Origin of the sequence: Intestinimonas sp. (assembly GCF_026169115.1) — a bacterium.
In the GTDB taxonomy this organism is placed as follows: domain Bacteria; phylum Bacillota; class Clostridia; order Oscillospirales; family Oscillospiraceae; genus Intestinimonas.
Window position 1 is genome coordinate 1 of record NZ_JAPFEA010000092.1, and the last position, 21,181, is coordinate 21,181.

Genomic DNA, 21,181 nt, shown 5'->3' on the forward strand with positions numbered 1-21,181 from the left:
CCGCCGGGCGGCGCGGATAACCGGACGGAGGACAGCATGGCTGACGGGGGCGGACCTTCCGACGAGGAGCGCGAGGAGCTCGAGCAGCTCCGTGCCGAGAAGGCCAGGCGCGAGCAGGAGCAGCGCGACGCGCAGGAGCGTGCCGAGCTCCAGAGGCTGCGAGCCCAGAGGCAGCGGGCCGAGCAGGACCGCGAGGCCGAGCTGCGCGACGCGCGCCTGCGCGAGCGCGGCAGGCAGATGATGCAGCCCGACGAGGACGACCTCAGGATGGCCCCCGGCCAGAAGGCAGTCATCCTGTGCGTCGTGGCAGTCGCCGCCGTGTGGCTGATCGCCTCGCTGCTCGGTTAGGGGGAGCCGTGTCCCTCACCGATCCCACCGGGCCGTCGGACGTCAGCCTCAACACCGACCTGTACGAGCTCACCATGGCCCAGGGCTTCTGGGAGGCCGGCATGGCCGGCACCCAGGCCTGCTTCAACGCCTTCTTCCGCGAGCCGCCCTTCGGCGGCGGCTATGCGGTGTGCTGCGGCACGGGCCAGGTGGCCGACCTCGTCGAGGCCTTCTCGTTCGACGACTCCGCCGTCGAGTACCTCTCCTCGCTCGAGGCGCCCGGTGGCGGGGTCCTGTTCGAGCCGGCCTTCCTCGAGTTCCTCCGCGGGCACCGCCTGGACCTGACGGTCGACGTCGTCCCGGAGGGCGAGGTCGTCTTCGGCCGCGAGCCCATGGTCCGCGTCATGGGCCCCGTCATCGACTGCCAGCTCGTCGAGACGGCCCTTCTCAACCTCGTGAACTTCCAGACGCTCGTCGCCACCAAGTGCGCGCGCGTCGTGCGGGCCGCCCAGGGCCGGGCAGTGTCTGAGTTTGGCTCCCGCCGGGCTCAGGGTGCGGACGGTGCTCTGCTGGGGGCCCGGGCCAGCTATATCGCCGGCTGCGCCGGCACCGCCTGCACCCTGGCTGACCGGGTGTATGGCTCCCCCGCAGGCGGCACCATGGCCCACTCCTGGGTCCAGATGTTCCCCGCCGAGTACACCGACTTCAAGACCTAGTGTGAGCTCTACCCCCACTCGGCCACCCTGCTGGTGGACACCTACAACGTCCTCAACTCCGGCGTCCCCAACGCCATCCGGGCCTTCAAGGAGGTCCTCCTCCCCCAGGGCATCACAAACTGCGCCATCCGCCTGGACTCCGGCGACCTCACCTACCTCTCCAAAAAGGCCCGGAAGATGCTGGACGAGGCGGGACTTCCCCAGTGTAAAATCGTGGCCTCCAACTCCCTGGATGAGTACATCATCCGGGACCTCCTCCAGCAGGGGGCCAAAATCGACTCCTTCGGCGTGGGCGAGCGGCTCATCACCTCCAAATCGGAGCCGGTCTTCGGCGGCGTCTACAAGCTCTCCGCCGTGGAGCAGCCCGACGGCTCCATCCTGCCCAAGATCAAGATCAGCGAGAACCCGGCCAAGATCACCAACCCCCACTTCAAGAAGGTCTACCGCCTCTTTGAAACCGACACCAGAAAGGCCATCGCCGACCTCATCTGCGTCCACGACGAGGTCATTGACCCGGAAAAGCCCCTGGAGCTCTTTGACCCTGCGGCCACCTGGAAGCGCAAGACCATCGCCAACTTCACCGTCCGGGAGCTGCTGGTCCCCATCTTCCAGAGCGGTAAGCTGGTGTACGAAAAGCCCTCCATTGAGGAGATGCGCGCCTGGTGCGCCGGGCAGATCGACACCCTTTGGGACGAGGTCAAGCGTTTTGAAAATCCCCACAACTACTATGTGGACCTCTCCCAGAAGCTCTGGGATATCAAGCAGCAGCTCCTCAAGCAGCGGGGCTGAGCATGCTCACTTGAGGCGGGCGGCGCCATGCCGCCCGCCTTTGTTCGGGAACCATTATTTTGAAAGGAGCCATCTCCATGCCCGCCTATTTTCAGGGTCTGGCCATCGGCCTGGCCTACGTGGCCCCCATCGGGATGCAGAACCTCTTCGTCATCAACACCGCCCTCACCCAGCCCCGGCGGCGCGCCCTCCTCACCGCCCTCATCGTCATCTTTTTTGACATCACCCTGGCCCTCTTCTGTTTCTTCGGCATCGGCACAGTGGTGGAGCGTTTCGCCCTCCTCCAGCTCCTCCTGCTGCTGTGCGGTGGTCTCATCGTCACCCGCATCGGCGTGGGGCTCATCCAGGAGGAGCCCACCCTGGACCAGTCCGTGGAGGTGGACCTGCCCCTCAAGGATGTGGCGATGAAAGCCTGCGTGGTCACCTGGTTCAACCCCCAGGCCATTCTGGACGGCACCTTCATCTTCGGCGGCTTCCGGGCCGGCGGCGTGGCGGCGGGGGAGAGCCTCCAGCTCATCCTGGGCTCCTCCAGCGCCTCCTTCCTGTGGTTCTTCGGCATCACCCTGGTCATCTCCCTCTTCCGCGCCCACATCGGCACCAAGCTCCTCAAGGCCATCAACACCGTCTGCGGCGCGGTCCTCATCTACTACGGCATGGGCCTTTTCCTGGACGGCGTGGGACGGGTACAGCAGATGCTCTCCTCCCTGTTCTGAATCCCCTTGACGGGCCCATCCGTCTGTGATGATCTGAAAGCAGAAAAAGTGTTCTTTCCTGTCACGTTTTCCGCCCCTGCATCGATATAGAGGTAGAAGCAGCCGCACACGGGAAAGGAGCGCCTTATGTTCTGGTATGCCATGCAGAGCCGGCTGAATATGACCCTCCAGCCCTGGGAGGGGACAAGCCGCGAGGAACGGGCCGCCCTCAAGCGGGCGGAGGAGGCCGAACGGGCCTTCCGGGCCTCCAAGGGCTACGAGCCCGACACCTTCTGGTACCGGCTGAAAAAGAAGCTGAGGAAGTGAGCGTTGCTCACTTCCTCAGCTTTTTACTTCTGATAGACCAACTTATCCACCGTCCAGTCGGCCAGAATGGGGATCATCTTTTGGGCCGCAACCCGGGCCCCCTCCAGGTCCTGCTCCCGGTAGTTGCCGCACTCGGCCTCGGTGGCACCGGGGATGGGCCCCTCGTACCCGGCGATGAAGTCCATAGTCTGCCGGACCAGGTCGATGGCCGCCGCCGGATCCATATCCCGCACCAGGAAATAAAAGCCGGTGCGGCAGCCCATGGGGCCGGCGTAGATCACCTTGTCCGACTCCGGGCCGCTGCGGACATAGGTGGCGAAGAGGTGCTCGAAGCTGTGGATGGCGCCGTAGCCCAGATAATCCCCGCAGTTGGGCCGCACCATGCGGATGTCATAGGTCACCACATCCCCGTCCACCCGGGAGGTATACATGCCTTCGGTGAGCTTCCGGTGGTCCACCTGGAAGCTGGCGATCTGCTTGAGTTCCATTGTCTGCTCACGCTCCTTTTCTTTTAAGCATACCACATCCCAGGGCCGTTGACAAACCCCCTCTTTTTCCCCATAATGGAGGGCAGGGAAAGGAGGGGGTCCCCTTGTACCTCCTGGAAAACAACTGTACCGACCCGGCCTGGAACCTGGCCCTGGACGAATACCTGCTCACCCGCTTCCCCAGGGAGGTCCTCGCCCTCTGGCGAAATGGCCCCTCGGTCATCATCGGCAAGAATCAGAATGCCCTGGAGGAGATCGACCTGGACTTCGTCCGCAGCCGCCAGATCCCGGTGGTCCGGCGGCTCACCGGCGGCGGGGCGGTCTTCCACGACCTGGGGAACCTCAACTATACCCTGGTCCAGCCCTGCGGGACCGGGGATTTTAACAACTACGCCAAGTTCACCAAGCCCATCGTGGACTTTCTGGCCACCCTGGGGGTGGAGGCGGCCCTCTCCGGCCGGAACGATCTGCTGGTGGACGGGCAGAAGTTCTCCGGCAACGCCCAGGCCGTCCGGGGGGGACGCATCCTCCACCACGGCACCCTCCTTTTCTCCGCCGACCTGTCCCGGCTCGCCGGTGCGCTCCGGCCCCAGGCCATCAAGCTGGAGAGCAAGGGGGTCAAGTCGGTGTCCAGCCGGGTGACCAACCTGGCCGGGCATCTCCCCGCCCCCATGGAGGTGGAGGAGTTTTTGGAGCGGCTCCGGGCCTACTTTCTCCAAACCGTGTCCGGGCTGACGCCCTGCACCCTCACGGCGGCAGACCGGGCCGCCGTGGACGACCTGTGCCGGGAGAAATACCGCTCCTGGGATTGGAACTTCGGTGCCGCGCCCCGGTACACCTGGAGTCGGGCCATCAAATTTCCCTTTGGCCTGGTGGACGCCCGGCTGGATGTGGACCACGGGATCATCCGCTCCGCCGCCCTCTACGGGGACTATTTCGGGCGGCTGGACAGCGCCGGTCTGGCCAGACGGCTGGTGGGACTCCCCCACCGGCGGGAGGCCCTCCTCCCCGTCCTCCAGACCATCCCCCTGTGGGACTACATCGCGGGCTGCGGACCGGAGGACCTTCTGGCGCTGCTGTGTCCATAAACAAAAAACTGGCTCCACACCATGGGTGCGGAGCCAGTTTTCGATTTAAGAGAGCAGGATACGGTCGTTGTCCAGGTCCTTACCCGCCCCCGCCCGGAACCGGGCCAGGAGGTCGTCCACGGTAAGGCCCTGCCGCTCAGTCCCGCCGATGTCCAGCACGATCCTTCCGCCGTCCATCATCAGGGTACGGCTACCCAGCTCCAGGGCGTTTTTCATGTTGTGGGTAATCATGAGGCAGGTGATGCCCGACTCCGATACGATCTCCCGGGTGAGCCGGAGCACCTTGTCCGCCGTGCCCGGGTCCAGGGCGGCGGTGTGCTCGTCCAGGAGGAGGAGCCTGGGGGGCACCATGGTGGCCATCAGCAGGGTGAGGGCCTGCCGCTGCCCGCCGGAGAGAAGGCCCACCGGCTGATGCATCCGGTCCTCCAGCCCCATATCCAGCCGGGAGAGCTGTTCCCGGAAGAATTCCTTGTCCCGCCTGCTCACCCGGCTGAAAAAGGCCCGTTGCTGCTTGGCGGTGCGGAGATAGGCCAGGGCCAGATTTTCCTCAATGGTCATGTGGGGGGCGGTCCCCCGCATGGGGTCCTGGAAGAGCCGGCCCATCCGGCGGCTGCGGCGGTAGGCGGGCAGATAGGTGAGGTCCTCCCCGGCCAGGGTGATGGACCCCTCGTCCACGTAGAAGTCCCCGGCGATGGCGTTGAAGAGGGTGGATTTGCCCGCGCCGTTGGAGCCCACGATGGTGACGAACTCCCCCTCGTCCAGGCGGAGGGTCAGACCGCTGAGGGCGGTCTTCTCATTGACCGTACCGGGGTTGAAGGTCTTGGAAATATGGTTGATCTCCAGCATGTTACTCCACCTCCTTGCGGGCCGCCAATGCCTTGCGCTTCCTGGCCTGGAAGGCCGCCCAGCTCTTCAGGGTGGGGGCGGCGATGGCCAGGGCCACCACGACGGCGGTGACCAGCTTCAGGCAGTCCACCGGCACCACTTTGGTGTAAAGCACCAGGGCGTAGACGAGACGGTAGAGGATGCTGCCCACGATCACGGCGACGGCTCCCCGGAGCATAGAGCTCCGGCCCACGATGGTCTCCCCGATGATGAGACAGGCCAGACCGATGACCACGATGCCGGTGCCGCTGTTGATGTCGGCCGATTTCTGGGCCTGACCCACCACCGCGCCTGAGAGGCCCGTGAGGGCGTTGGCCACGCACAGCCCTACGGTGACGGTAAAGGTGGGGTTGATGGAAGAGGCCCGGACCATGTCCCGGTTGTCCCCGGTAGCCCGGATGGAGAGGCCCAGCCGGGTGCCCAGGAAGAGGACCAGCAGCCCGCCGGCCAGCAGAGTGACAGCGCCGGAGAGGAGGATGGCGTTCCAGCTCCCGCCGACGCCGGTGTTCCGGAAGAGGGTGAAGATGGTCTCCTGCTTCAAGAGGGCCTGGTTGGACTTCCAGCCCATGGCCATCAGGTTGACGGTGTAGAGCCCGGTGTTGGTCACAATGCCGGCCAAAATGGAGGGCACCCCCAGCTTGGTCTGGAGGAAGGCGGTGACAAAGCCGGCGCAGGCCCCGGCGGCCATGGCGGCAGGGACGGCCAGGATGGGGTGGCCGGCGGCGGCCAGAGTCACCGATACAGCCGCCCCCAGCACAAAGCAGCCGTCAGTGGTGAGGTCGGCAATGTCCAGTACCCGGTAGCTGAGGAACAGTGCCATTGCCACCAGGGCGTACTGGAAGCCCAGCTCCAGGGCAGTTTGGACGATATAGAGCATGGCGGAATTCTCCTTTCAAGCCAAATCCCCCGGCCATAGCCGGGGGTTGGCGGTTAAAACATGGTTCAGTCCTCGGTGGTGGTGACGCTGACCACCTCGCCGCCCATGCCTTCAAAGACAGCGGGATCGATGCCCAGGCCGGCGGCGGTCTCCGTGTTGACGGTGATGATATTGCCCGCCACCTGGTAGTAGTCCTCCAGACCGTCCATCCCCTCTGTGACGGCCCGGTAGGCCAGCTCGGCGGTCTGGGCGCCCAAGTCGGTGTAGTTCACGCCGCAGGTGGCAAAGGCGCCGTTGCGGACGAAGGAGTCGGCTCCGGTGTAGTGGGGGATGCCGGCGGCGATGAGGTCCTCATAGATGGCCAGCTCGGCGTTCATGATGATGTTGTCGGTGGGGGTAAAGATGGCGTCCACCCCGTCGGCGATGAGGGTGCTGGCGGCGGCGATGACCTCGTCGTTGGTGTTGGCGGTGGCCTCTACGTAGTTCACGCCCTTGCCGTCCAGATAGTCCTTGGCGGCGGCGATGGGAACCTCGGAATTGGGCTCAGAGAGGGAGTAGAGCAGCCCCACCTTCTCCACCTCCGGGTTCTGGGTCAGCATCATGTCCAGGATGAGCCCGGTGTCCAGGGCGTCGCTGGTGCCGGTCACATAGTCCATGCCGGTGAGCTCCACCGTCTCGGGGTAGGAGATGGCGGCGAAGACCACGGGGGTCCGGCTCTCCTCGGCGGAGACGGCGGTGATCTGGGCGGCGGTGGTGGCGATGGGGATGATGACGTCGGCCCCGTCGGCGATGGCCTGGTCGGCCAGCTGCCGGAGGACGGTGGAGTCATTCTGGCCGGAGGTGACCTGATACTCGATGGAAACGGCCTCTTCGCCCATGATCTCGTCCAGCCGGGCGGTAATGGCATTGGCAATCTCGTCCAGGGAGGCGTGGTCCATCTGCTTGATGACAGCCACCCGGATGGGGTCGGAGCCCGTCTCAGCGGGGGCCTGGGTGTTGGTGGCAGTCCCGCCGCCGCAGGCGGCGAGAGACAGGGCGAGGGCGGAGGCGGCGGTCAGAGCGGTCAGCTTCTTCATGGTGTTTTTCATGGTAACTTCTCCTTTTTTGAGTATTGGGCGGCAGATGGAGCCAGCAGATACAAAAAAAACGCTTTTGTCCCACACATGGGACAAAAGCGTTTCAAATGCTTCTGCGATACCACCCAAATTGACGCTTGCGCGTCCACTCGCTTCACGCACCATCATGCGTGCCCGATGGATAACGGGTGGGGACCCGTCGGCACCTACTGGGCGCATCTGCGCCGTTCAAGCCGCCCTCCGAAGGCCATTCACCGGTTTCCGCGCGCCCCGATCACACCACCCGGGACTCTCTTTGGCTTGGAACAGGCCGGTTACTTCTCTCCGTCACTGGTTTCAGGTGATTTACTTGTGAGTCATTATACGCAGACAGTCGGTAAATGTCAACCCTTTTTTCGCAGAAAGGCGAATTTCGTCTCCGAGCACACCACGGCAACAAAGATGAGGGCGAAGCCCACGAACATGAGGGGGGTGGGCCGCTCATCGGCAAAGAGGATGGAAAAGAGGACGCCGAAGGGGGCCTCCAGGGAGAGGAGGACGGCGGCAGTGGAGGGGGCGGTGTACTTCTGGCCGATGTTCTGGAAGAGGAGGGCGCCGCAGGAGGCAAACACCACCAGATAGACCAGTCCAAAAATCAGGCTGCTGTCAAACACAGAGGGGTCGGGCGCGGGCGACGTGAAGAGCACGCCCACCCAGGAGAAGAGGGCGAAGGAGGCAAACTGGAGCGTGGTGAGGATGAAAATATCCCGCCCCTCAGAATACCGGGACACCGCTATGATATGGCAGGCAAAGAAGAACCCGCCGACCAGGGTGAGCACATCGCCCATGTTGAAGGCAGAGGCGTTGTCTCCGGTGATGGACACCAGGGCGATGCCGGCGATGCACAGGAAGGCGGCCAGCACGTTGTACTTATCCGGGCGGCGTTTGGCAATGATCCAGTAGAGGAAGGGGACGATGACGCAGTAGACGGCGGTGAAGAAGGCGTTCTTGCCCGAGGTGGTCTGCTCCAGACCGAAGGTCTGGAAGGCATAGGCCAGGAAGAGGCAGAAGCCCATGACGGTGCCACCGATGAGGTATTCCCGGTCAAGGACCTTCCACCGCTTCCAGAAGACCACCGCCAGCACAATGGCGGCAAAGCTGAACCGGATGGCCAGCAGCCAGAAGGTGGGCAGCACGTTTACGCTGCTCTTCATCACCACAAAGGAACTGCCCCAGATGATGGTGGCCAGAATGATGAGGGGGGTGGCAAATTTCGCCAGGACGTTGACTTCTGTCTTCTCGCTCATGTTGTACCGCTCCTTCAGATATGATAAAATATAGGAATATTGCCGCGCTGGAGGGATGACCCATGAAAACGCTGCCACGGGCCTTCTATGACCGGGACACCCTGGAGGTGGCCCGAGACCTGCTGGGAAAATACCTGGTCCGCCGGATCGACGGGGCGGAGCTAGTGGTCCGCATCACCGAGACCGAAGCCTACATCGGCGCTGTGGACAGGGCCTGCCACGCCTACGGCGGCCGCCGGACGGCCCGGACCGAGACCCTGTACGCCAAGCCGGGGACGGCCTACGTCTATCTCATTTACGGGATGTACCACTGTCTCAACTTCGTCACCGAGCCGGAGGGGACTGCCGCCGCCGTGCTGCTGCGGGGCGTGGAGGCGGTGGAGGGGACCGACCTCCTGGCCCGGAACCGCTTTGGACAGAGCTGGGAACAGCTGACGGCCTATCAGCGGAAAAACTTCCTCAACGGCCCCGGAAAGGTGTGCAAAGCCCTGTCTCTCACCCGGGCCCACAATGGCCTGGACCTCACCGGGGGAGAACTTTTCCTCTGCGACGGCGGGACGCCGCAGGGGGAGATCCACGTGGGCAAACGCATCGGCATTGACTACGCCGGGGAGGCCGTGGACTTTCCCTGGCGGTTCTGGCTCTGACCATCTCACTACGGAGGAACATCACATGCTCTTATTCGATCTGGACGGCACCCTCATCGACTCCAACGGCATCTGGGAGGACATCGACCTCAGCTTCCTGAGCCGGCGGGGCCTGGTCCCCACCGAGGAGTACGCCCACACCGTGGGCCACTCCATCTTCCCGATGGCCGCCGCCTTCACCCGGGACTACTACCATCTGGACATGACGCCGGAGGCCATCATGGCCGAGTGGATGGCAGGGGCCCGGACGGCCTACGCCCAGGTGGAGATGAAGCCCGGCGCACTGGATTTCCTGGACCGCTGCCGGGCCCGGGGCGAAGCCATGGCCCTGGTCACCGCCTGCGTACCTGAGCTCTGCCGCACCGCCCTCGCCCGCCACGGCCTGGAGGGCTTCTTCACCGATGTCATCTTTGCCCAGGAGCTGGGACTGGAAAAGCGGGACCCGGCGGTCTTCCGCCTGACGGCGGAGCGGTTGGGGGCTGCACCCGGGGACTGCACCCTCTACGAGGACGCCCCCCACAACTGTACCGCCGCCCAGACAGCGGGCATGAAGGTCATCGGGGTCTATGACCGGTTTTATGACAAATATCGGGCGCAGATGCGCCGCAGCTGCGACGGCTATATCGACAGCTTCCTGGAATTGCTCTGAGCTGTATTCAGCCCTTGGTCATGTGCTGGGCCGCCGAGCGGAGCATGAGCCGCTTGGTGCCCACCGAGTCGAAGGCGATTTCAATGAGGGCGTCCCCTCCCATGGGCTGGATGGAGAGGACCATTCCTTTTCCAAACGCCTTGTGGACCACGGCGTCCCCCTTCTGGAAGGATGGGAGACTTGCGGCGGCGGTCCGTGGACCGGGGGCGGGGCGGGCAGCGGCCCGGGACGCAGGCGCGGCGGCAGGACGGGGAGACCTGCCCTCCGAGGCCCAGGCCGTACCGTACCCCCCGCGGTTGAAGGTCCGGGGGGCGGGTGCGCTCTTCCAATGGCCGGCGGCATCGTCATCGGGACGGCTCAGGGGACTCCGGCCACTCTTCTCCACGAATTCCTCCGGGATCTCCCCGGTGAATCGAGAGGGCCGGTTGGCGCTGGTACGGCCAAAGAGCATCCGCTGGGCGGCGCAGGTGAGGTGGAGCTTTTCTTTGGCCCGGGTCATGGCCACATAGCACAGCCGCCGCTCCTCCTCCATCTCCTCGTCGTCGCCGATGGCCCGGATCCCGGGGAAGATCCCCTCCTCCACCCCCACCACGAAGACCACGGGGAACTCCAGGCCCTTGGCTGAGTGCATGGTCATCATGACCACACAGTCCTCGTTGGGGTCGTGGTTGTCCAGGTCGGTGTAAAGGGCGATCTCATCCAGGAAGCCGGAGAGGGAGGGCTCTCCTTCGGCATTTTCCAGGTAGTTGTTGATGGAGGTGAGGAGCTCCCGGACGTTTTCCAACCGGGTGCGGTCCTCCACCGTGTTCTTGGCCTCCAGGGCCACGGCATAGCCCGTCCGGGCCAGGACCTCCTCGTAAAAGTCGGGCAGGGGCAGGGCAGCAGAGAGAGCGCGGAGCTCCTCCATCATATCCGTGAATTGGGCCAGCTTGGCCGCCGCCTTGCCCAGGTCCGGATAGGACCGGGCGTGCTTCACCACCTCCCACAGGCTCCGCCCCTCCCGGGCGGCGATGGCCTGGGCGGTATCCACCGTCTTCTGGCCGATGCCACGGGCGGGCACGTTGATGATGCGGGAAAGCCGCAGATCGTCGGCGGGGTTGTTGAGGGCGCAGAGGTAGGCCAGCATGTCCTTGACCTCCGCCCGGTCAAAAAAGCGGATGCCGCCGATGATGCGGTAGGGCACGCCGTTGCGCTTGAACGCCTGCTCGATCTGGTTGGACTGGGCGTTCATCCGGTAGAGGATGGCGTGGTCCCGCCAGGGGCGGCCCTGGCTGTACCCGGCGAGGATCTGGGCCGCCACATACTGGGCCTCGTCGCTCTCGTTCATGGCGGTGTAGAGCTGGAGCTTGTCCCCCTTCTCATGGCGGGTCCAGAGCTCCTTGCCCTTCCGGCCCTGGTTGTTGCGGATGACGGCGTTGGATGCCTCCAGGATGTGGCCGGTAGAGCGGTAGTTCTCCTCCAGGCGGATGACCCGGGCTCCCTTGTACTGCTGCTCAAAGGAGAGGATGTTTTCGATGGTGGCCCCCCGGAACCGGTAGATGGACTGGTCGTCGTCCCCCACCACGCAGATATTCTCCCACCGGCCCGCCAGCAGCGCGGAGAGCCGGTACTGGAGCTGGTTGGTGTCCTGGTACTCGTCAATGAGTACATAGCGGAATTTTCGCTGGTAATAATCCCGTACGTCATCATATTCCTGGAGCAGACGGACGGTATCCAGGATGAGGTCGTCGAAATCCAGGGCGTTGGCCTCCCGGAGGCGGCGCTCATATTCCACATAGACCTTGGCGATGCGGGTGAGGCGGTAGTCCCCCTGCTTCTCGCACCGGGCCAGGTATTCGGCCCCGGAGAGCATCCCGTCCTTGGCCCGCGAGATCTCCGCCAGGATGGAGCGGGGCGGGAATGCCTTGTCGTCCATGTTGAAGTCCTTCAGGACGTCTTTGACCACCCGCTCGGCGTCGGCGGAGTCATAGATGGTGAAGGACTTATCAAAGCCCAGCCGGTCAATGTCCCGGCGGAGGATGCGCACACAGGCCGAGTGAAAGGTGGAGGCCCAGATGTCGTTGGCGTCGGGGCCCAGCAGCCGCTCCAGCCTGGCCTTCAGCTCCCCGGCGGCCTTGTTGGTGAAGGTGATGGCGATGATGGACCAGGGCACAGCCGGGTCCAGACGGCACAGCCGCTCCGCCTCCTCCCGGCCCTCGGCCACCGGATGGACGGCATAGGCTTCCAGAAAGAGAAGGTCGTCCTCGGTGACCCACTCGGGCACCTCGTCGGAGTCGGCCCCCCGGCCGTACTTCATCAGGTTGGCCACCCGGTGGATGAGCACCGTGGTCTTCCCGCTTCCCGCGCCGGCCAGCACCAGCAGCGGCCCCTCGGTGTTCAGCACCGCCTGCCGCTGTTGGGGGTTCAGGCCCTCAAACGTCCCGCCGATGACGGCCCGGCGGGCCTTGCAGAATCTCAGTTGTTGCTCCTTGTCCAGCATACATTCACCCATTTTCTCTTTTCGCTGATATTGTATCTGATTTCTGTCCCCAGGTCACACGCAGAAATCGCATGTCTGCCCTTCCAAAATGGAATGGATATCGACAAACAGAGGTCCGTTGCAAAGCTGCAACGGACCTTTTTGATCTTCCCCAGCTTTTTGGTGGGGCGCTCACACCGTTTCCGTAAGGAAGGTGTCCCGGTAGGTCTGCCGGAGCGTCTCCCAGGCGCTCCGTGCCAGGTCTCCGTCGTCAAAGAGTCCGAAGACGGTGGGCCCGGTGCCGCTCATGTTGACCCCCAACGCGCCGTGCTGCACCAGCACGGACCGGATGCTCCGGACCTCGGACTGCTGCCGGTGGGGCAGCACGTCCTCAAAGACATTATACATCCGACGGGCTACGCCCCCCAGGTCCCCTGCGGCCAGGGCGGAGAGGACCCCATCGGTGTCGGGCCGGCACCGGAGCCGCACCCCGTCCACCGCCCGGAAGAGCTCCGGGGTGGAGATGGAGAAGGGCGGCTTGCAGAGGACCACGTGGCACCGGGGCAGGGGGGGCAGAGGGGTAAGGACCTCTCCCCTGCCCTCGGCCAGGGCGGTCCCACCCAGGACGCAGTAGGGCACATCGGAGCCCACCTGCTCCCCCAGGGCCGCCAGGGCCAGCGGGTCACAGCCTGTCCCCAGCATCCCGTCCAGGGCCCGGAGCACGGCGGCGGCGTCAGAGGAGCCGCCCCCCATGCCGGCACAGACAGGGACGTGCTTTTCGATGTCGATGGCCACGCCCCCCAGGTCCCGGCCCGTCTGGGCCTGGAAGGCCAGGGCGGCGGCGGCGGCCAGATTTTTTTCGTTGTTGGGCAGGAAGCTCAGGTCGGTGCGGACCTTCAGCCCCTCCCCTGTCCCCGTCTCCACCGTGAGGACGTCGGCCAGGGCCACCGACTGCATGACCATTTTGAGGTCGTGGTAGCCGTCGGGCCGCTTGCCCAGTACGTCCAGGGTGAGATTCAGCTTGGCTCGGGCCAGCACCCTCTCCTTGGGCATGGCCGGTCACGTCCTTTCTCCGGCCCTTGCCGGGCCATTATCGGATCTTCCGTCCCTCCAGGTAGAATCGCTTGTCCTGGGCCTGGCCCATGGAGAAGGTCTTCCGGGGGAGGGCGCCGTCCCGGAGGACGGTGGGGAAGAGTTCCTCCTTGCCCATAGGGGGCAGGAGGAAGGCCAGATTCCCCGGCTGGTCGGCCAGGGAGCGGGCCACCTCGGCCCCGTGTATGTAGTCGATGCGCCCCTTGTGGACGGAGAGCCACCGGTCCAGGAAGCTCTGGAGGGTGGCCGCCGGCAGGCCGGCGGTGAGGTGGGGTACGGTGACGGCCCCCGCCCCCTGCTCCCAGACATAGCGGAGCACATGCCCCTCCTCTCCCACGCCCTCGTAGGCGCCGGGATGGGCGTTCTTCAAATCGGCCAGCAGCTCGGCGGCGTTCACGCCGAAGAGGACCCGGTGGATGGGCTCGAACTCCAGGGCGGGGTCATGGAGGTCCACCAGCTCCACCAGGGCATACCGGGCGGGCAGGTCCACCCACTGCTCCGGCGGCGTGAGATTCTTCTGCCGCTCATAACATGCCTTGGCGGTGGCCAGGGAGTGGTTGCCGTCCCCCACGGCAAAGAGGAGGACTTCCCCGGCGTCCTCGCCGTACCGGGTATGAAAGGCAGCCGGGTCGGCCAGGGCCCGGAGGGCCTGGGCCACCCGGCCCTTTTCGGCCTCGTCCAGCAGCCAGCCCCGCAGGTGGCCGGAGTGCTCCATGAGCTCGAAGTCATAGCATTTCTCCAGCCGGCCCTTGGCGGCGGCCAGAGGGGCGATGACCGTCCCCGCCGGGTCGTCGGCCAGGAGCATCACATGGGGCAGCTCCACCGAGGCGTTCTTCCGCACCGCCACACGGGGCGGGATGCGGCTGAGAATGGTGCCCTCGGTGCAGCGGATGGCCGTGGCCGCCCCGGCCTCGTAGTCATATTCCTCCAGGTCCACCATGCCCACCAGGCCCCGGCGGACCTTCCCGGACTCCAGGGTGCGCTCCACATAGATGAGGGCGTTGGGGCAGGTGCGGAAGATCCCCTCCCGGAGATAGCGGCTCATGGTGTTGGTCACATCCATGATGTCGGTCTCCACGCTGGGTCCGTCCAGGGAGCTCTCCGGCAGGATGAGATGGAGGGCGGAGGGGGCGCTGCCCACAAGCCGCTCCACCCGCTGCCAGTACTCCGGCTGAGAGGTATACTGATCGCAGGCCACCACCGACCACTTGGTCAGGTCGCAGTTCTGTGGCAGCAGGATATCGGCCGGCCCGAAGGGCAGGCCCTGGAATCGCTGGTCCATGACGGTCACCTCACACTTATGCTCTCTGTCAAAGGGCGGCTTTGATGGCCGCGAGCAGGTCGCCGAATTCCTCATAGGCGGGCACTTCCGGGTGGTCGGCCCGGATCTGGTCCGTGCTCTTGAAGAGGAAGCCCGCCTTGCTGGCCTGGATCATCCCCAGGTCGTTGTAGCTGTCCCCGGCGGCGATGGTGTCAAAGCCGCAGGACTGAAAGGCCTTCACGGTGGTGAGCTTGGACTGGGGGCAGCGCATGCGGAAGCCGGTGATGGCCCCGTCGGGGGCCACCTCCAGGGTATTACAGAAGAGGGTGGGCCGCCCCAGCTTTTCCATCAGGGGACTGGCAAACTGCTCAAAGGTGTCGCTGAGGATGATGACCTGGGTGAGGGACCGCAGCTCGTCCAGAAACGCCTTTGCCCCAGGGATGGGGTCGATCCGGGCGATGACAGACTGGATCTCCTTCAGGCCCAGACCGTGCTCCTTCAGGAGCTTCAGCCGAAAGTCCATCAGCTTGTTGTAGTCGGGCTCGTCCCGGGTGGTCCGGCTGAGCTCCGGGATCCCGCTCTCCCGGGCGAAGGCGATCCAGATCTCAGGGACCAGGACGCCCTCCATATCGAGACACACGATGTTCATAGCGCACCTCCGCTTCCTTTCTCTCTCCGGGTCAGCCCTGCTGCTCCCGGGCCTGTTTCTTTTTCAGATTGGTGAGGAAGTTGTCCATCCGCGTCAGGGCCTCGGCGATGTCCTTCATGCTGGTGGCGTAGCAGCAGCGGACAAAGCCCTCTCCGCCGGGACCGAAGGCGTTGCCGGCGATGACGGCCACCTTCTCCTCCATCAGGAACCGCTCGCAGAACGCCTCGGAGGAGAGTCCGCTGCTCCGGATGTCGGGGAAGACATAGAAGGCACCCTTGGGCTCAAAGCAGGGCAGGCCGATGCGGCGCAGGCCCTCCACCAGATACCGGCGGCGGCCGTCGTACTCATCCCGCATCTTCTCAATGTCACGGTCCCCGTTGCGCATGGCCTCAATGGCGGCGTACTGGCTGGTGGTGGGGGCGGACATGATGCCGAACTGGTGGAGCTTGAGCATCTGCTGGATGAGGGGGGCGGGCCCGCACAGGTAGCCCATGCGCCAGCCGGTCATGGCGTGGCTCTTGGAGAAGCCGTTGACCACGATGGTCCGCTCATACATGTCGGGAATATTAGCGATGGAGACGTGGTGCTGGCCATAGGTGAGCTCGGCGTAGATCTCATCGGAGATCACCATGATATCGGTGCCCCGCAGCACCTCGGCAATGGCCTCCAGGTCGGCCCGTCCCATGATCCCGCCGGTGGGATTGTTGGGGAAGGGCAGCACCAGCACCTTGGTCCTGGGGGTGATGGCGGCCCGCAGCTCCTCAGGGGTGAGGCGGAACTCATTTTCCGCCTTGGTCTCCACATAGACCGGTACGCCGCCGGCCATGTTGGCCAGGGGGCCGTAGCAGACGAAGGAGGGCACGGGCACGATGACCTCGTCCCCGGGATTCACCATGCACCGGAGGGCCAGATCGATGGCCTCGCTGCCGCCCACGGTGACGATGATCTGACTGGCAAAGTCGTACCGGAGCTGGAACCGGCGCTCCAGATAGGAGGCGATCTCCCGGCGCAGCTCGGCCATGCCGGCATTGGAGGTATACTTGGTAAAGCCCTTCTCCAGGGAATAGATGCCGGCGTCCCGGATGTGCCAGGGGGTGACGAAGTCGGGCTCGCCGATGCCCAGGGAGATGGCGTCCTTCATCTCCTCCAGGATATCGAAGAACTTGCGGATGCCGGAGGGCTTCACGTCCTTGATCCGCTCGGAAAGGATCGCATCGTAATTCATGTGAAGATCAGCTCCCTCTCCTGCTCTTCCCGCTTTTCAAAGATCAGGTGTTTTTCCTTGTACTTCTTGAGGATGAAGTGGGTGGCGGTGCCAGTGACGTCCTCCAGCGTGGCCAGACGCTGCCCCACGAACTCGGCCACCTCCCGCAGGGTGCGGCCCGAGATGATGACGGTGAGGTCGAAGGCCCCCGACATCAGGTAGACGCTCTCCACCTCGTCATACTGGTAGATCCGCTCGGCCACCCGGTCGAAGCCCTCCCCCCGCTGGGGCGTCACCTTGACCTCAATGAGGGCGGTGACGCTCTCCCGGTCGGTGCGGTCCCAGTCCACGATGGCCTTGTAGCCCAGGACGATCTTCTTCGCCTCGTACTCCTTGACGGCGGCGTCCACTTCTTCCACGGTCATATCGGCCATGGAGGCCAGCTGCTCCCGGGTCAGGGTGCAGTCGCTCTCCAGAAGGCGCAGCAGCTTTGTATCCACACGACATTCCTCCATTCTACGTACGGCAGGATATTAAAAAATATTATACACGCATCGGCGGCAATGGGCAAGTGAACTTTTCCCCACCTCAGATTTTTCCTTGACTTTAATAAAATTTATGTTTATACTTAATTTTATTAAATACAAAGTTCAGAGCGAGGTGATGAAATTTGATCTCTGTGGTCCCGGAGTGGATGACCGACCTGGAGGAGGAGGACGTGGCCTTTCTCCGGCGCTTCCTCCTGGCCTCCGGGTCTCTCAAGGAGGTGGCCGGGGAATACGGGGTGAGCTACCCCACCGTCCGGCTCCGGCTGGACCGGCTCATTCAGAAGGTCCGCCTGGCCGAGGACCGGGCCGCCGACCCCTATGTGGCCCTCATCAAGCGCCTGGCTGTCAATGAGAAAATCGACTTTGACGCCGCCAAACTCCTCATCAGTGAATACCGAAAAACAAAGGAGACTGCCCTATGAGTATTGCAAGTTTTATGTTCTTCCCCATCCTGTTCCTCTATCTGGCCGTTCCCACCGCCCTGCTGAGCATCCTGCAATACTTTCTCTCCCGGCTGGAGAGCCCCTGGCCGGGGCGGGTGCTGCCCATTTTGTCGGTGGTCAGCTCCCTGTGCTGGACGCTGGTCGTGCTGTTCAACATAGTGGGTCCGGCCTCTCCCGTCCTTTTTCTAATCCCCCTGGCCATGCTGGTGGTGTTCAACATCCCCACCCTCATCTTTCTGCTGGTCTACAAAAATACCCGCAAAAAATTTACCGAGCGCCGGGCCATGGACCGGAAGGACCTTCAAGACCTGTAACGCCCCTTTTGCCTTGCAATTCCGGCTCCGCAATATTATAATGACACCAATACCTTAATGTAAAGGAGCCACCATCCTATGGACCAGTCCTACATCCCCGAGGGCTATGCCCCCCGGCTCAATCTCTACGACACCCAGAAGGCCATCGGCCTTCTCAAGCGCCTCTTTGAGGACACTCTGGGCGGCGCCCTCAACCTGCGCCGGGTCTCCGCCCCCCTCTTTGTGGAGGCCAGCACCGGCCTCAACGACGACCTCAACGGCGTGGAGCGGGCCGTCACCTTCGACATCCCCGCCGCTGGGCGGGACGCCCAGGTGGTCCACTCCTTGGCCAAGTGGAAGCGCCTGGCCCTCCACCGCTACCAGTTCTCCGTGGGCGAAGGACTCTACACCGATATGAACGCCATCCGCCGGGACGAGCAGCCCGACAACCTCCACTCCATCTACGTGGACCAGTGGGACTGGGAGAAGGTCATCGCCCCCCGGGACCGGAACGCCGACTACCTCCGGCACACGGTAGAGACCATTGTGGAGGCCATCTGCCAGACCCAGACCACCATCCGCTCCATCTTTCCCCAGCTCATGTCCCTCCAGGAGGTGAGCCGGGATGTGAGCTTCGTCACCACCCAGGAGCTGGAGGACCTCTGGCCCGACCTCACTCCCAAGGAGCGGGAGAACGCCTGGGTGAAGGACCACCCCACCACCTTCCTCATGCAGATCGGCGGCGCCCTCAAGTCGGGCGAGCCCCACGATGGCCGGGCCCCCGACTACGACGACTGGTCCCTCAACGGCGATATCCTGGTGTGGAACGGCGTCCTGGGCCGCGCCCTGGAGCTCTCCTCCATGGGCATCCGGGTGGACCCCGCCGCCCTGGACCGCCAGCTCGCCATTGCCGGCTGCGATGACCGGCGCAGCCTCCCCTTCCACAAGGCCCTGCTGGCCGGAGAGCTCCCCCTCACCATCGGCGGCGGCATCGGCCAGTCCCGGCTGTGCGTCCAGCTCCTGGGCAAGGCCCACATCGGCGAGGTCCAGGCCGGCGTGTGGGACGACGTGACCCTCCAGGTCTGCCAGGACGCCGGCGTCGTCCTGCTGTAAAGGCGCTGTGAGCATGAAAAAAAATCTTTATCAGGTCATCACCCAGCCCAAAAAGTGCAATGGGCGGAAGGTCCTTCGGGTGCTCCGGTGGGTCCTGCTCCTGTACCTGCTCTATTTTGCGGTGGGCGCTCTGGCCCCCTTCGCCATCCACCCCCAGGTCAGCGCCGAGACCCAGGCCGCCTTTGACCCCGCCGCCCTCCGGGGCACGGGCTCCACCGACCGGGCCTCTCTGGTGCTGGACAACCAGGAGGCCCTGGACCTGCGGCTCCAGCTCATCGCCCAGGCCCGGGAGTCCATCGTCCTCACCTCCTTCGACATCCGGGACTGCGAGAGTGCCCGGGACGTCTTTGCCGCCCTGCTGGCCGCCTCCGAGCGGGGCGTGAAGATCCAGATCCTCTGGGACGGCATGAGCGGTTTCCTCCACGGCAGGGCCCCCGTCTTTTACGCTCTGGCCCGGCGAAGCAACGTGGAGATCCGGTTCTACAACGAGCCCAATTTCCTCCTGCCCTGGACCTTCAACGGACGCATGCACGACAAGTACCTCATTGTAGACCACACCTACATGGTCCTGGGCGGACGCAACACCTTCGACCTGTTCCTGGGCGACTATGTCCCGGAGGACGACAAGAGCCACGACAACGACGTCTTCCTCTGGAACACCGGCAGCACCACCGCCCGCAGCGTCATCGGCCAGGTAGAGGATTACTTTGCCCAGGTGTGGGACCGCCCGGAGAGCCGTCCGGCCCTCCAGCGCATCCCCTTCTGGGTCACCAAGGATGCCGCGGAGGCCGAGTCCCAGCTTCGGGAGCGGGACGCCTACGCCACCCTGCCCCTGGCCCTGGACTACACCTCCGCCACCGTCCCGGTGGACCGCTGCACCCTCCTCACCAACCCCACCCACATCCTGGCCAAGGAGCCCGTCCTGTGGTGGCAGCTCCAGCGGCTCATGGAGGAGGCGGAGGAGCATGTCTACCTCCAGACGCCCTACGCCGTACCCAGCCGGGATATGTATGAGGGGCTGACCCGGGCGGCAGGCGGGGACGTCCCCGTCGTCCTCCAGGTCAACTCCGTGGCCGTGGGGGACAACTTCGTGGCCTCCTCCGACTACCTCACCAACCGGGACCGGCTGCTGGACACCGGCGTCACCGTCTGGGAGTGGTTCGGCGATTACTCCTCCCACGGCAAGGCCGCCCTCATCGACGACCTGGCCATCGTGGGCTCCTACAACTTCGACATGCGCAGTACCTACCTGGACACAGAGATGATGCTGGTCTTCGACAGCCCGGCCTTTTACGACCTGCTGGAGGAGAATCTGGACGCCATGGAAGAACAGTGTCTCCAGGTGACGCCGGAGGGCTACCTCCCCAGGGAGGGCGTGGAGGAAAAGCCCTATCAGGACCCCAAGTCCTTCCTCTACCCCGTCACCCGCTGGCTCACCCAGCCCTTCCGATTCCTTCTGTAAGAGACCACAAGGCCCCTCCGGCATAGCCGGAGGGGCCTTGCTTGTTAGGCTTATTTGAACTTCACTGCGGTGCCGTAGGCGATGACCTCCGCCGCCCCCTGCATCACCGCCGCCGAGGCATAGCGCATGCACACAACTGCGTCGGCGCCCATCTCCTGGGCCTCCTCCACCATCCGCTTGGTGGCCAGGGCCCGGGCCTCGTTCATCATCTCGGTGTAGGCCCGCAGCTCGCCGCCCACCAGGGTCTTGAAGCCCTGGGTGATGTCCTTGCCGATGTTCTTGGACTGGATGGTGCTCCCCCGGACCAGGCCCAGGGTCTCCAGCTCCTTGCCGGAAATGGTCTCAGTAGTGGTCAAGATCATCTTCTTCGCCCCTTCTTATTTCGTTGATCCGTTCGATCAGTACATACAGGGACACCCCAATGAGGGCCAGCGGGATGGCGGCCCCCAGCAGCTTGCCCCAGAGCGGCAGGCCGGGCGCCAGGCAGAAGACCGCGACATAGAGCCCCAGCCACAGGCACAACAGGACCGTGATGACAATGGGCGCCACCAGCTTTCCCTTCTTCATAGGCCGCCTCCTTATCTGCTCCCCATTTTGGGTCCTTCCGCCCTTATTATGAGTCCCGGCCCGCAGGATGTCAACGGAAATAATTGATCCGATTCTTCAAAAATGTAGGTTTGTCAAACATATTGGACGGTGAACTCCCGAGGAGAAAGCCAACCCAGCGGTCTCATGGGGAAGTTATTGGAGCGGCGGTTGTGGACAGCGAGCTGCTTTGCGAAGTCGTCCAGAGAATAAAAGCGGTGGCAGG

23 protein-coding genes and 1 pseudogene are annotated in these 21,181 nt (G+C 64.2%); 11 read left to right on the top strand and 13 right to left on the bottom strand.

Features of this window, described 5'->3' with window-relative positions; translation table 11 throughout:
• From Q0Y09_RS08345 to Q0Y09_RS08360, 4 genes and pseudogenes are all read left to right on the top strand, one after another.
• A partial coding sequence (locus Q0Y09_RS08345) for a hypothetical protein (RefSeq protein ID WP_297720313.1) occupies positions 1-348 on the top strand: 348 nt, incomplete at its 5' end.
• Between the two features lie 8 nt (positions 349-356).
• Positions 357-1,832: pseudogene (locus Q0Y09_RS08350) on the top strand (nicotinate phosphoribosyltransferase).
• Positions 1,833-1,909: 77 nt separating this feature from the next.
• Entirely contained in the window at positions 1,910-2,545 is a 636-nt protein-coding gene (locus Q0Y09_RS08355; RefSeq protein WP_297720315.1) for a LysE family transporter, read from the top strand.
• A 126-nt stretch (positions 2,546-2,671) separates the two neighbouring features.
• A complete protein-coding gene (locus Q0Y09_RS08360) occupies positions 2,672-2,851 on the top strand; it encodes a hypothetical protein (RefSeq protein ID WP_297720318.1) in 180 nt (59 codons plus the stop codon).
• Between the two features lie 23 nt (positions 2,852-2,874).
• Here Q0Y09_RS08360 and Q0Y09_RS08365 read toward each other — a convergent pair whose 3' ends face one another.
• Positions 2,875-3,339 (bottom strand): S-ribosylhomocysteine lyase, encoded by a 465-nt coding sequence (locus tag Q0Y09_RS08365; protein WP_297720320.1) that lies wholly within the window; start codon positions 3,337-3,339, stop codon positions 2,875-2,877.
• Between the two features lie 104 nt (positions 3,340-3,443).
• Between Q0Y09_RS08365 and Q0Y09_RS08370 the strand changes: the two genes are divergently transcribed.
• Complete coding sequence (locus tag Q0Y09_RS08370; protein WP_297720323.1) at positions 3,444-4,427, top strand: lipoate--protein ligase; 984 nt, start codon at positions 3,444-3,446, stop codon at positions 4,425-4,427.
• A 45-nt stretch (positions 4,428-4,472) separates the two neighbouring features.
• On the opposite strand, the gene Q0Y09_RS08375 is transcribed toward Q0Y09_RS08370, so the two are convergent.
• From Q0Y09_RS08375 to Q0Y09_RS08390, 4 genes are all read right to left on the bottom strand, one after another.
• Positions 4,473-5,273: an ABC transporter ATP-binding protein gene (locus tag Q0Y09_RS08375; RefSeq protein ID WP_297720326.1), complete on the bottom strand. Its 801-nt coding sequence runs from the start codon at positions 5,271-5,273 to the stop codon at positions 4,473-4,475.
• 1 nt (position 5,274) lies between these two features.
• Positions 5,275-6,189 carry an ABC transporter permease gene (locus Q0Y09_RS08380; RefSeq protein ID WP_297720329.1) on the bottom strand — a complete coding sequence of 305 codons (915 nt, stop codon included), beginning with the start codon at positions 6,187-6,189 and terminating at the stop codon, positions 5,275-5,277.
• 65 nt (positions 6,190-6,254) lie between these two features.
• The gene (locus Q0Y09_RS08385) at positions 6,255-7,277 is read right to left on the bottom strand and encodes an ABC transporter substrate-binding protein (RefSeq protein ID WP_297720331.1); all 1,023 of its coding nucleotides are present in this window, start codon (positions 7,275-7,277) and stop codon (positions 6,255-6,257) included.
• 371 nt (positions 7,278-7,648) lie between these two features.
• Positions 7,649-8,551 (bottom strand): DMT family transporter, encoded by a 903-nt coding sequence (locus tag Q0Y09_RS08390; protein ID WP_297720334.1) that lies wholly within the window; start codon positions 8,549-8,551, stop codon positions 7,649-7,651.
• A gap of 62 nt (positions 8,552-8,613) precedes the next feature.
• Between Q0Y09_RS08390 and Q0Y09_RS08395 the strand changes: the two genes are divergently transcribed.
• Both Q0Y09_RS08395 and Q0Y09_RS08400 read left to right on the top strand, forming a co-directional pair.
• Positions 8,614-9,198 (top strand): DNA-3-methyladenine glycosylase, encoded by a 585-nt coding sequence (locus Q0Y09_RS08395; RefSeq protein WP_297720337.1) that lies wholly within the window; start codon positions 8,614-8,616, stop codon positions 9,196-9,198.
• A 25-nt stretch (positions 9,199-9,223) separates the two neighbouring features.
• Positions 9,224-9,847 carry an HAD family phosphatase gene (locus Q0Y09_RS08400; protein ID WP_297720339.1) on the top strand — a complete coding sequence of 208 codons (624 nt, stop codon included), beginning with the start codon at positions 9,224-9,226 and terminating at the stop codon, positions 9,845-9,847.
• Positions 9,848-9,854: 7 nt separating this feature from the next.
• Here the strand turns inward: Q0Y09_RS08400 and Q0Y09_RS08405 are convergent, their stop codons facing one another.
• From Q0Y09_RS08405 to Q0Y09_RS08430, 6 genes are all read right to left on the bottom strand, one after another.
• Positions 9,855-12,338, bottom strand: a complete 2,484-nt coding sequence (locus Q0Y09_RS08405; RefSeq protein ID WP_297720342.1) for an ATP-dependent helicase — start codon at positions 12,336-12,338, stop codon at positions 9,855-9,857.
• Between the two features lie 159 nt (positions 12,339-12,497).
• Positions 12,498-13,358 (bottom strand): 4-(cytidine 5'-diphospho)-2-C-methyl-D-erythritol kinase, encoded by an 861-nt coding sequence (gene ispE, locus Q0Y09_RS08410; protein WP_297720345.1) that lies wholly within the window; start codon positions 13,356-13,358, stop codon positions 12,498-12,500.
• A 37-nt stretch (positions 13,359-13,395) separates the two neighbouring features.
• Positions 13,396-14,679 (bottom strand): DUF1015 domain-containing protein, encoded by a 1,284-nt coding sequence (locus Q0Y09_RS08415; RefSeq protein WP_297720348.1) that lies wholly within the window; start codon positions 14,677-14,679, stop codon positions 13,396-13,398.
• A gap of 28 nt (positions 14,680-14,707) precedes the next feature.
• Positions 14,708-15,307 (bottom strand): bifunctional phosphoserine phosphatase/homoserine phosphotransferase ThrH, encoded by a 600-nt coding sequence (thrH, locus tag Q0Y09_RS08420; protein WP_297720351.1) that lies wholly within the window; start codon positions 15,305-15,307, stop codon positions 14,708-14,710.
• Between the two features lie 31 nt (positions 15,308-15,338).
• Positions 15,339-16,532: an aminotransferase class I/II-fold pyridoxal phosphate-dependent enzyme gene (locus Q0Y09_RS08425; RefSeq protein WP_297720354.1), complete on the bottom strand. Its 1,194-nt coding sequence runs from the start codon at positions 16,530-16,532 to the stop codon at positions 15,339-15,341.
• Positions 16,529-17,011: an Lrp/AsnC family transcriptional regulator gene (locus Q0Y09_RS08430; protein ID WP_297720357.1), complete on the bottom strand. Its 483-nt coding sequence runs from the start codon at positions 17,009-17,011 to the stop codon at positions 16,529-16,531. Before Q0Y09_RS08430 ends, Q0Y09_RS08425 begins: the two co-directional genes overlap by 4 nt.
• Before the next feature lie 194 nt (positions 17,012-17,205).
• Here Q0Y09_RS08430 and Q0Y09_RS08435 point away from each other — a divergent pair, with 194 nt between their 5' ends.
• The 4 genes from Q0Y09_RS08435 (at position 17,206) to Q0Y09_RS08450 (ending at position 20,370) form a co-directional block, all read left to right on the top strand.
• Positions 17,206-17,481, top strand: coding sequence for a DUF2089 family protein (locus Q0Y09_RS08435; protein WP_297720373.1), 276 nt, complete (start codon positions 17,206-17,208; stop codon positions 17,479-17,481).
• Positions 17,478-17,816, top strand: a complete 339-nt coding sequence (locus Q0Y09_RS08440) for a hypothetical protein (protein ID WP_297720359.1) — start codon at positions 17,478-17,480, stop codon at positions 17,814-17,816. Before Q0Y09_RS08435 ends, Q0Y09_RS08440 begins: the two co-directional genes overlap by 4 nt.
• Before the next feature lie 78 nt (positions 17,817-17,894).
• On the top strand, positions 17,895-18,908 hold the full coding sequence (gene asnA / locus Q0Y09_RS08445) for an aspartate--ammonia ligase (RefSeq protein WP_297720362.1): 1,014 nt from the start codon (positions 17,895-17,897) through the stop codon (positions 18,906-18,908).
• 13 nt (positions 18,909-18,921) lie between these two features.
• Complete coding sequence (locus Q0Y09_RS08450) at positions 18,922-20,370, top strand: phosphatidylserine/phosphatidylglycerophosphate/cardiolipin synthase family protein (protein WP_297720365.1); 1,449 nt, start codon at positions 18,922-18,924, stop codon at positions 20,368-20,370.
• A gap of 50 nt (positions 20,371-20,420) precedes the next feature.
• Here the strand turns inward: Q0Y09_RS08450 and Q0Y09_RS08455 are convergent, their stop codons facing one another.
• Together Q0Y09_RS08455 and Q0Y09_RS08460 are read right to left on the bottom strand one after the other, a co-directional pair.
• Entirely contained in the window at positions 20,421-20,732 is a 312-nt protein-coding gene (locus Q0Y09_RS08455) for a YbjQ family protein (RefSeq protein ID WP_297720368.1), read from the bottom strand.
• Positions 20,713-20,937, bottom strand: coding sequence for a hypothetical protein (locus Q0Y09_RS08460; RefSeq protein ID WP_297720371.1), 225 nt, complete (start codon positions 20,935-20,937; stop codon positions 20,713-20,715). The genes Q0Y09_RS08455 and Q0Y09_RS08460 overlap by 20 nt, the downstream gene beginning before the upstream one ends.
• Positions 20,938-21,181 lie beyond the last annotated feature (244 nt).

What these genes read in the sequence shown, in the direction of transcription:
- Q0Y09_RS08395 (WP_297720337.1), top strand. Translation starts at nt 8,614, where the DNA reads ATGAAAACGCTGCCACGGGCCTTCTATGACCGGGACACCCTGGAGGTG.
- Q0Y09_RS08415 (WP_297720348.1), bottom strand. Translation starts at nt 14,679, where the DNA reads ATGGACCAGCGATTCCAGGGCCTGCCCTTCGGGCCGGCCGATATCCTG.
- Q0Y09_RS08385 (WP_297720331.1), bottom strand. Translation starts at nt 7,277, where the DNA reads ATGAAAAACACCATGAAGAAGCTGACCGCTCTGACCGCCGCCTCCGCC.
- thrH (WP_297720351.1), bottom strand. Translation starts at nt 15,307, where the DNA reads ATGAACATCGTGTGTCTCGATATGGAGGGCGTCCTGGTCCCTGAGATC.
- Q0Y09_RS08360 (WP_297720318.1), top strand. Translation starts at nt 2,672, where the DNA reads ATGTTCTGGTATGCCATGCAGAGCCGGCTGAATATGACCCTCCAGCCC.
- Q0Y09_RS08435 (WP_297720373.1), top strand. Translation starts at nt 17,206, where the DNA reads ATGACCGACCTGGAGGAGGAGGACGTGGCCTTTCTCCGGCGCTTCCTC.
- Q0Y09_RS08355 (WP_297720315.1), top strand. Translation starts at nt 1,910, where the DNA reads ATGCCCGCCTATTTTCAGGGTCTGGCCATCGGCCTGGCCTACGTGGCC.
- Q0Y09_RS08375 (WP_297720326.1), bottom strand. Translation starts at nt 5,273, where the DNA reads ATGCTGGAGATCAACCATATTTCCAAGACCTTCAACCCCGGTACGGTC.
- Q0Y09_RS08440 (WP_297720359.1), top strand. Translation starts at nt 17,478, where the DNA reads ATGAGTATTGCAAGTTTTATGTTCTTCCCCATCCTGTTCCTCTATCTG.
- Q0Y09_RS08365 (WP_297720320.1), bottom strand. Translation starts at nt 3,339, where the DNA reads ATGGAACTCAAGCAGATCGCCAGCTTCCAGGTGGACCACCGGAAGCTC.
- asnA (WP_297720362.1), top strand. Translation starts at nt 17,895, where the DNA reads ATGGACCAGTCCTACATCCCCGAGGGCTATGCCCCCCGGCTCAATCTC.
- Q0Y09_RS08450 (WP_297720365.1), top strand. Translation starts at nt 18,922, where the DNA reads ATGAAAAAAAATCTTTATCAGGTCATCACCCAGCCCAAAAAGTGCAAT.
- Q0Y09_RS08400 (WP_297720339.1), top strand. Translation starts at nt 9,224, where the DNA reads ATGCTCTTATTCGATCTGGACGGCACCCTCATCGACTCCAACGGCATC.
- ispE (WP_297720345.1), bottom strand. Translation starts at nt 13,358, where the DNA reads ATGCCCAAGGAGAGGGTGCTGGCCCGAGCCAAGCTGAATCTCACCCTG.
- Q0Y09_RS08455 (WP_297720368.1), bottom strand. Translation starts at nt 20,732, where the DNA reads ATGATCTTGACCACTACTGAGACCATTTCCGGCAAGGAGCTGGAGACC.
- Q0Y09_RS08460 (WP_297720371.1), bottom strand. Translation starts at nt 20,937, where the DNA reads ATGAAGAAGGGAAAGCTGGTGGCGCCCATTGTCATCACGGTCCTGTTG.
- Q0Y09_RS08390 (WP_297720334.1), bottom strand. Translation starts at nt 8,551, where the DNA reads ATGAGCGAGAAGACAGAAGTCAACGTCCTGGCGAAATTTGCCACCCCC.
- Q0Y09_RS08405 (WP_297720342.1), bottom strand. Translation starts at nt 12,338, where the DNA reads ATGGGTGAATGTATGCTGGACAAGGAGCAACAACTGAGATTCTGCAAG.
- Q0Y09_RS08425 (WP_297720354.1), bottom strand. Translation starts at nt 16,532, where the DNA reads ATGAATTACGATGCGATCCTTTCCGAGCGGATCAAGGACGTGAAGCCC.
- Q0Y09_RS08380 (WP_297720329.1), bottom strand. Translation starts at nt 6,189, where the DNA reads ATGCTCTATATCGTCCAAACTGCCCTGGAGCTGGGCTTCCAGTACGCC.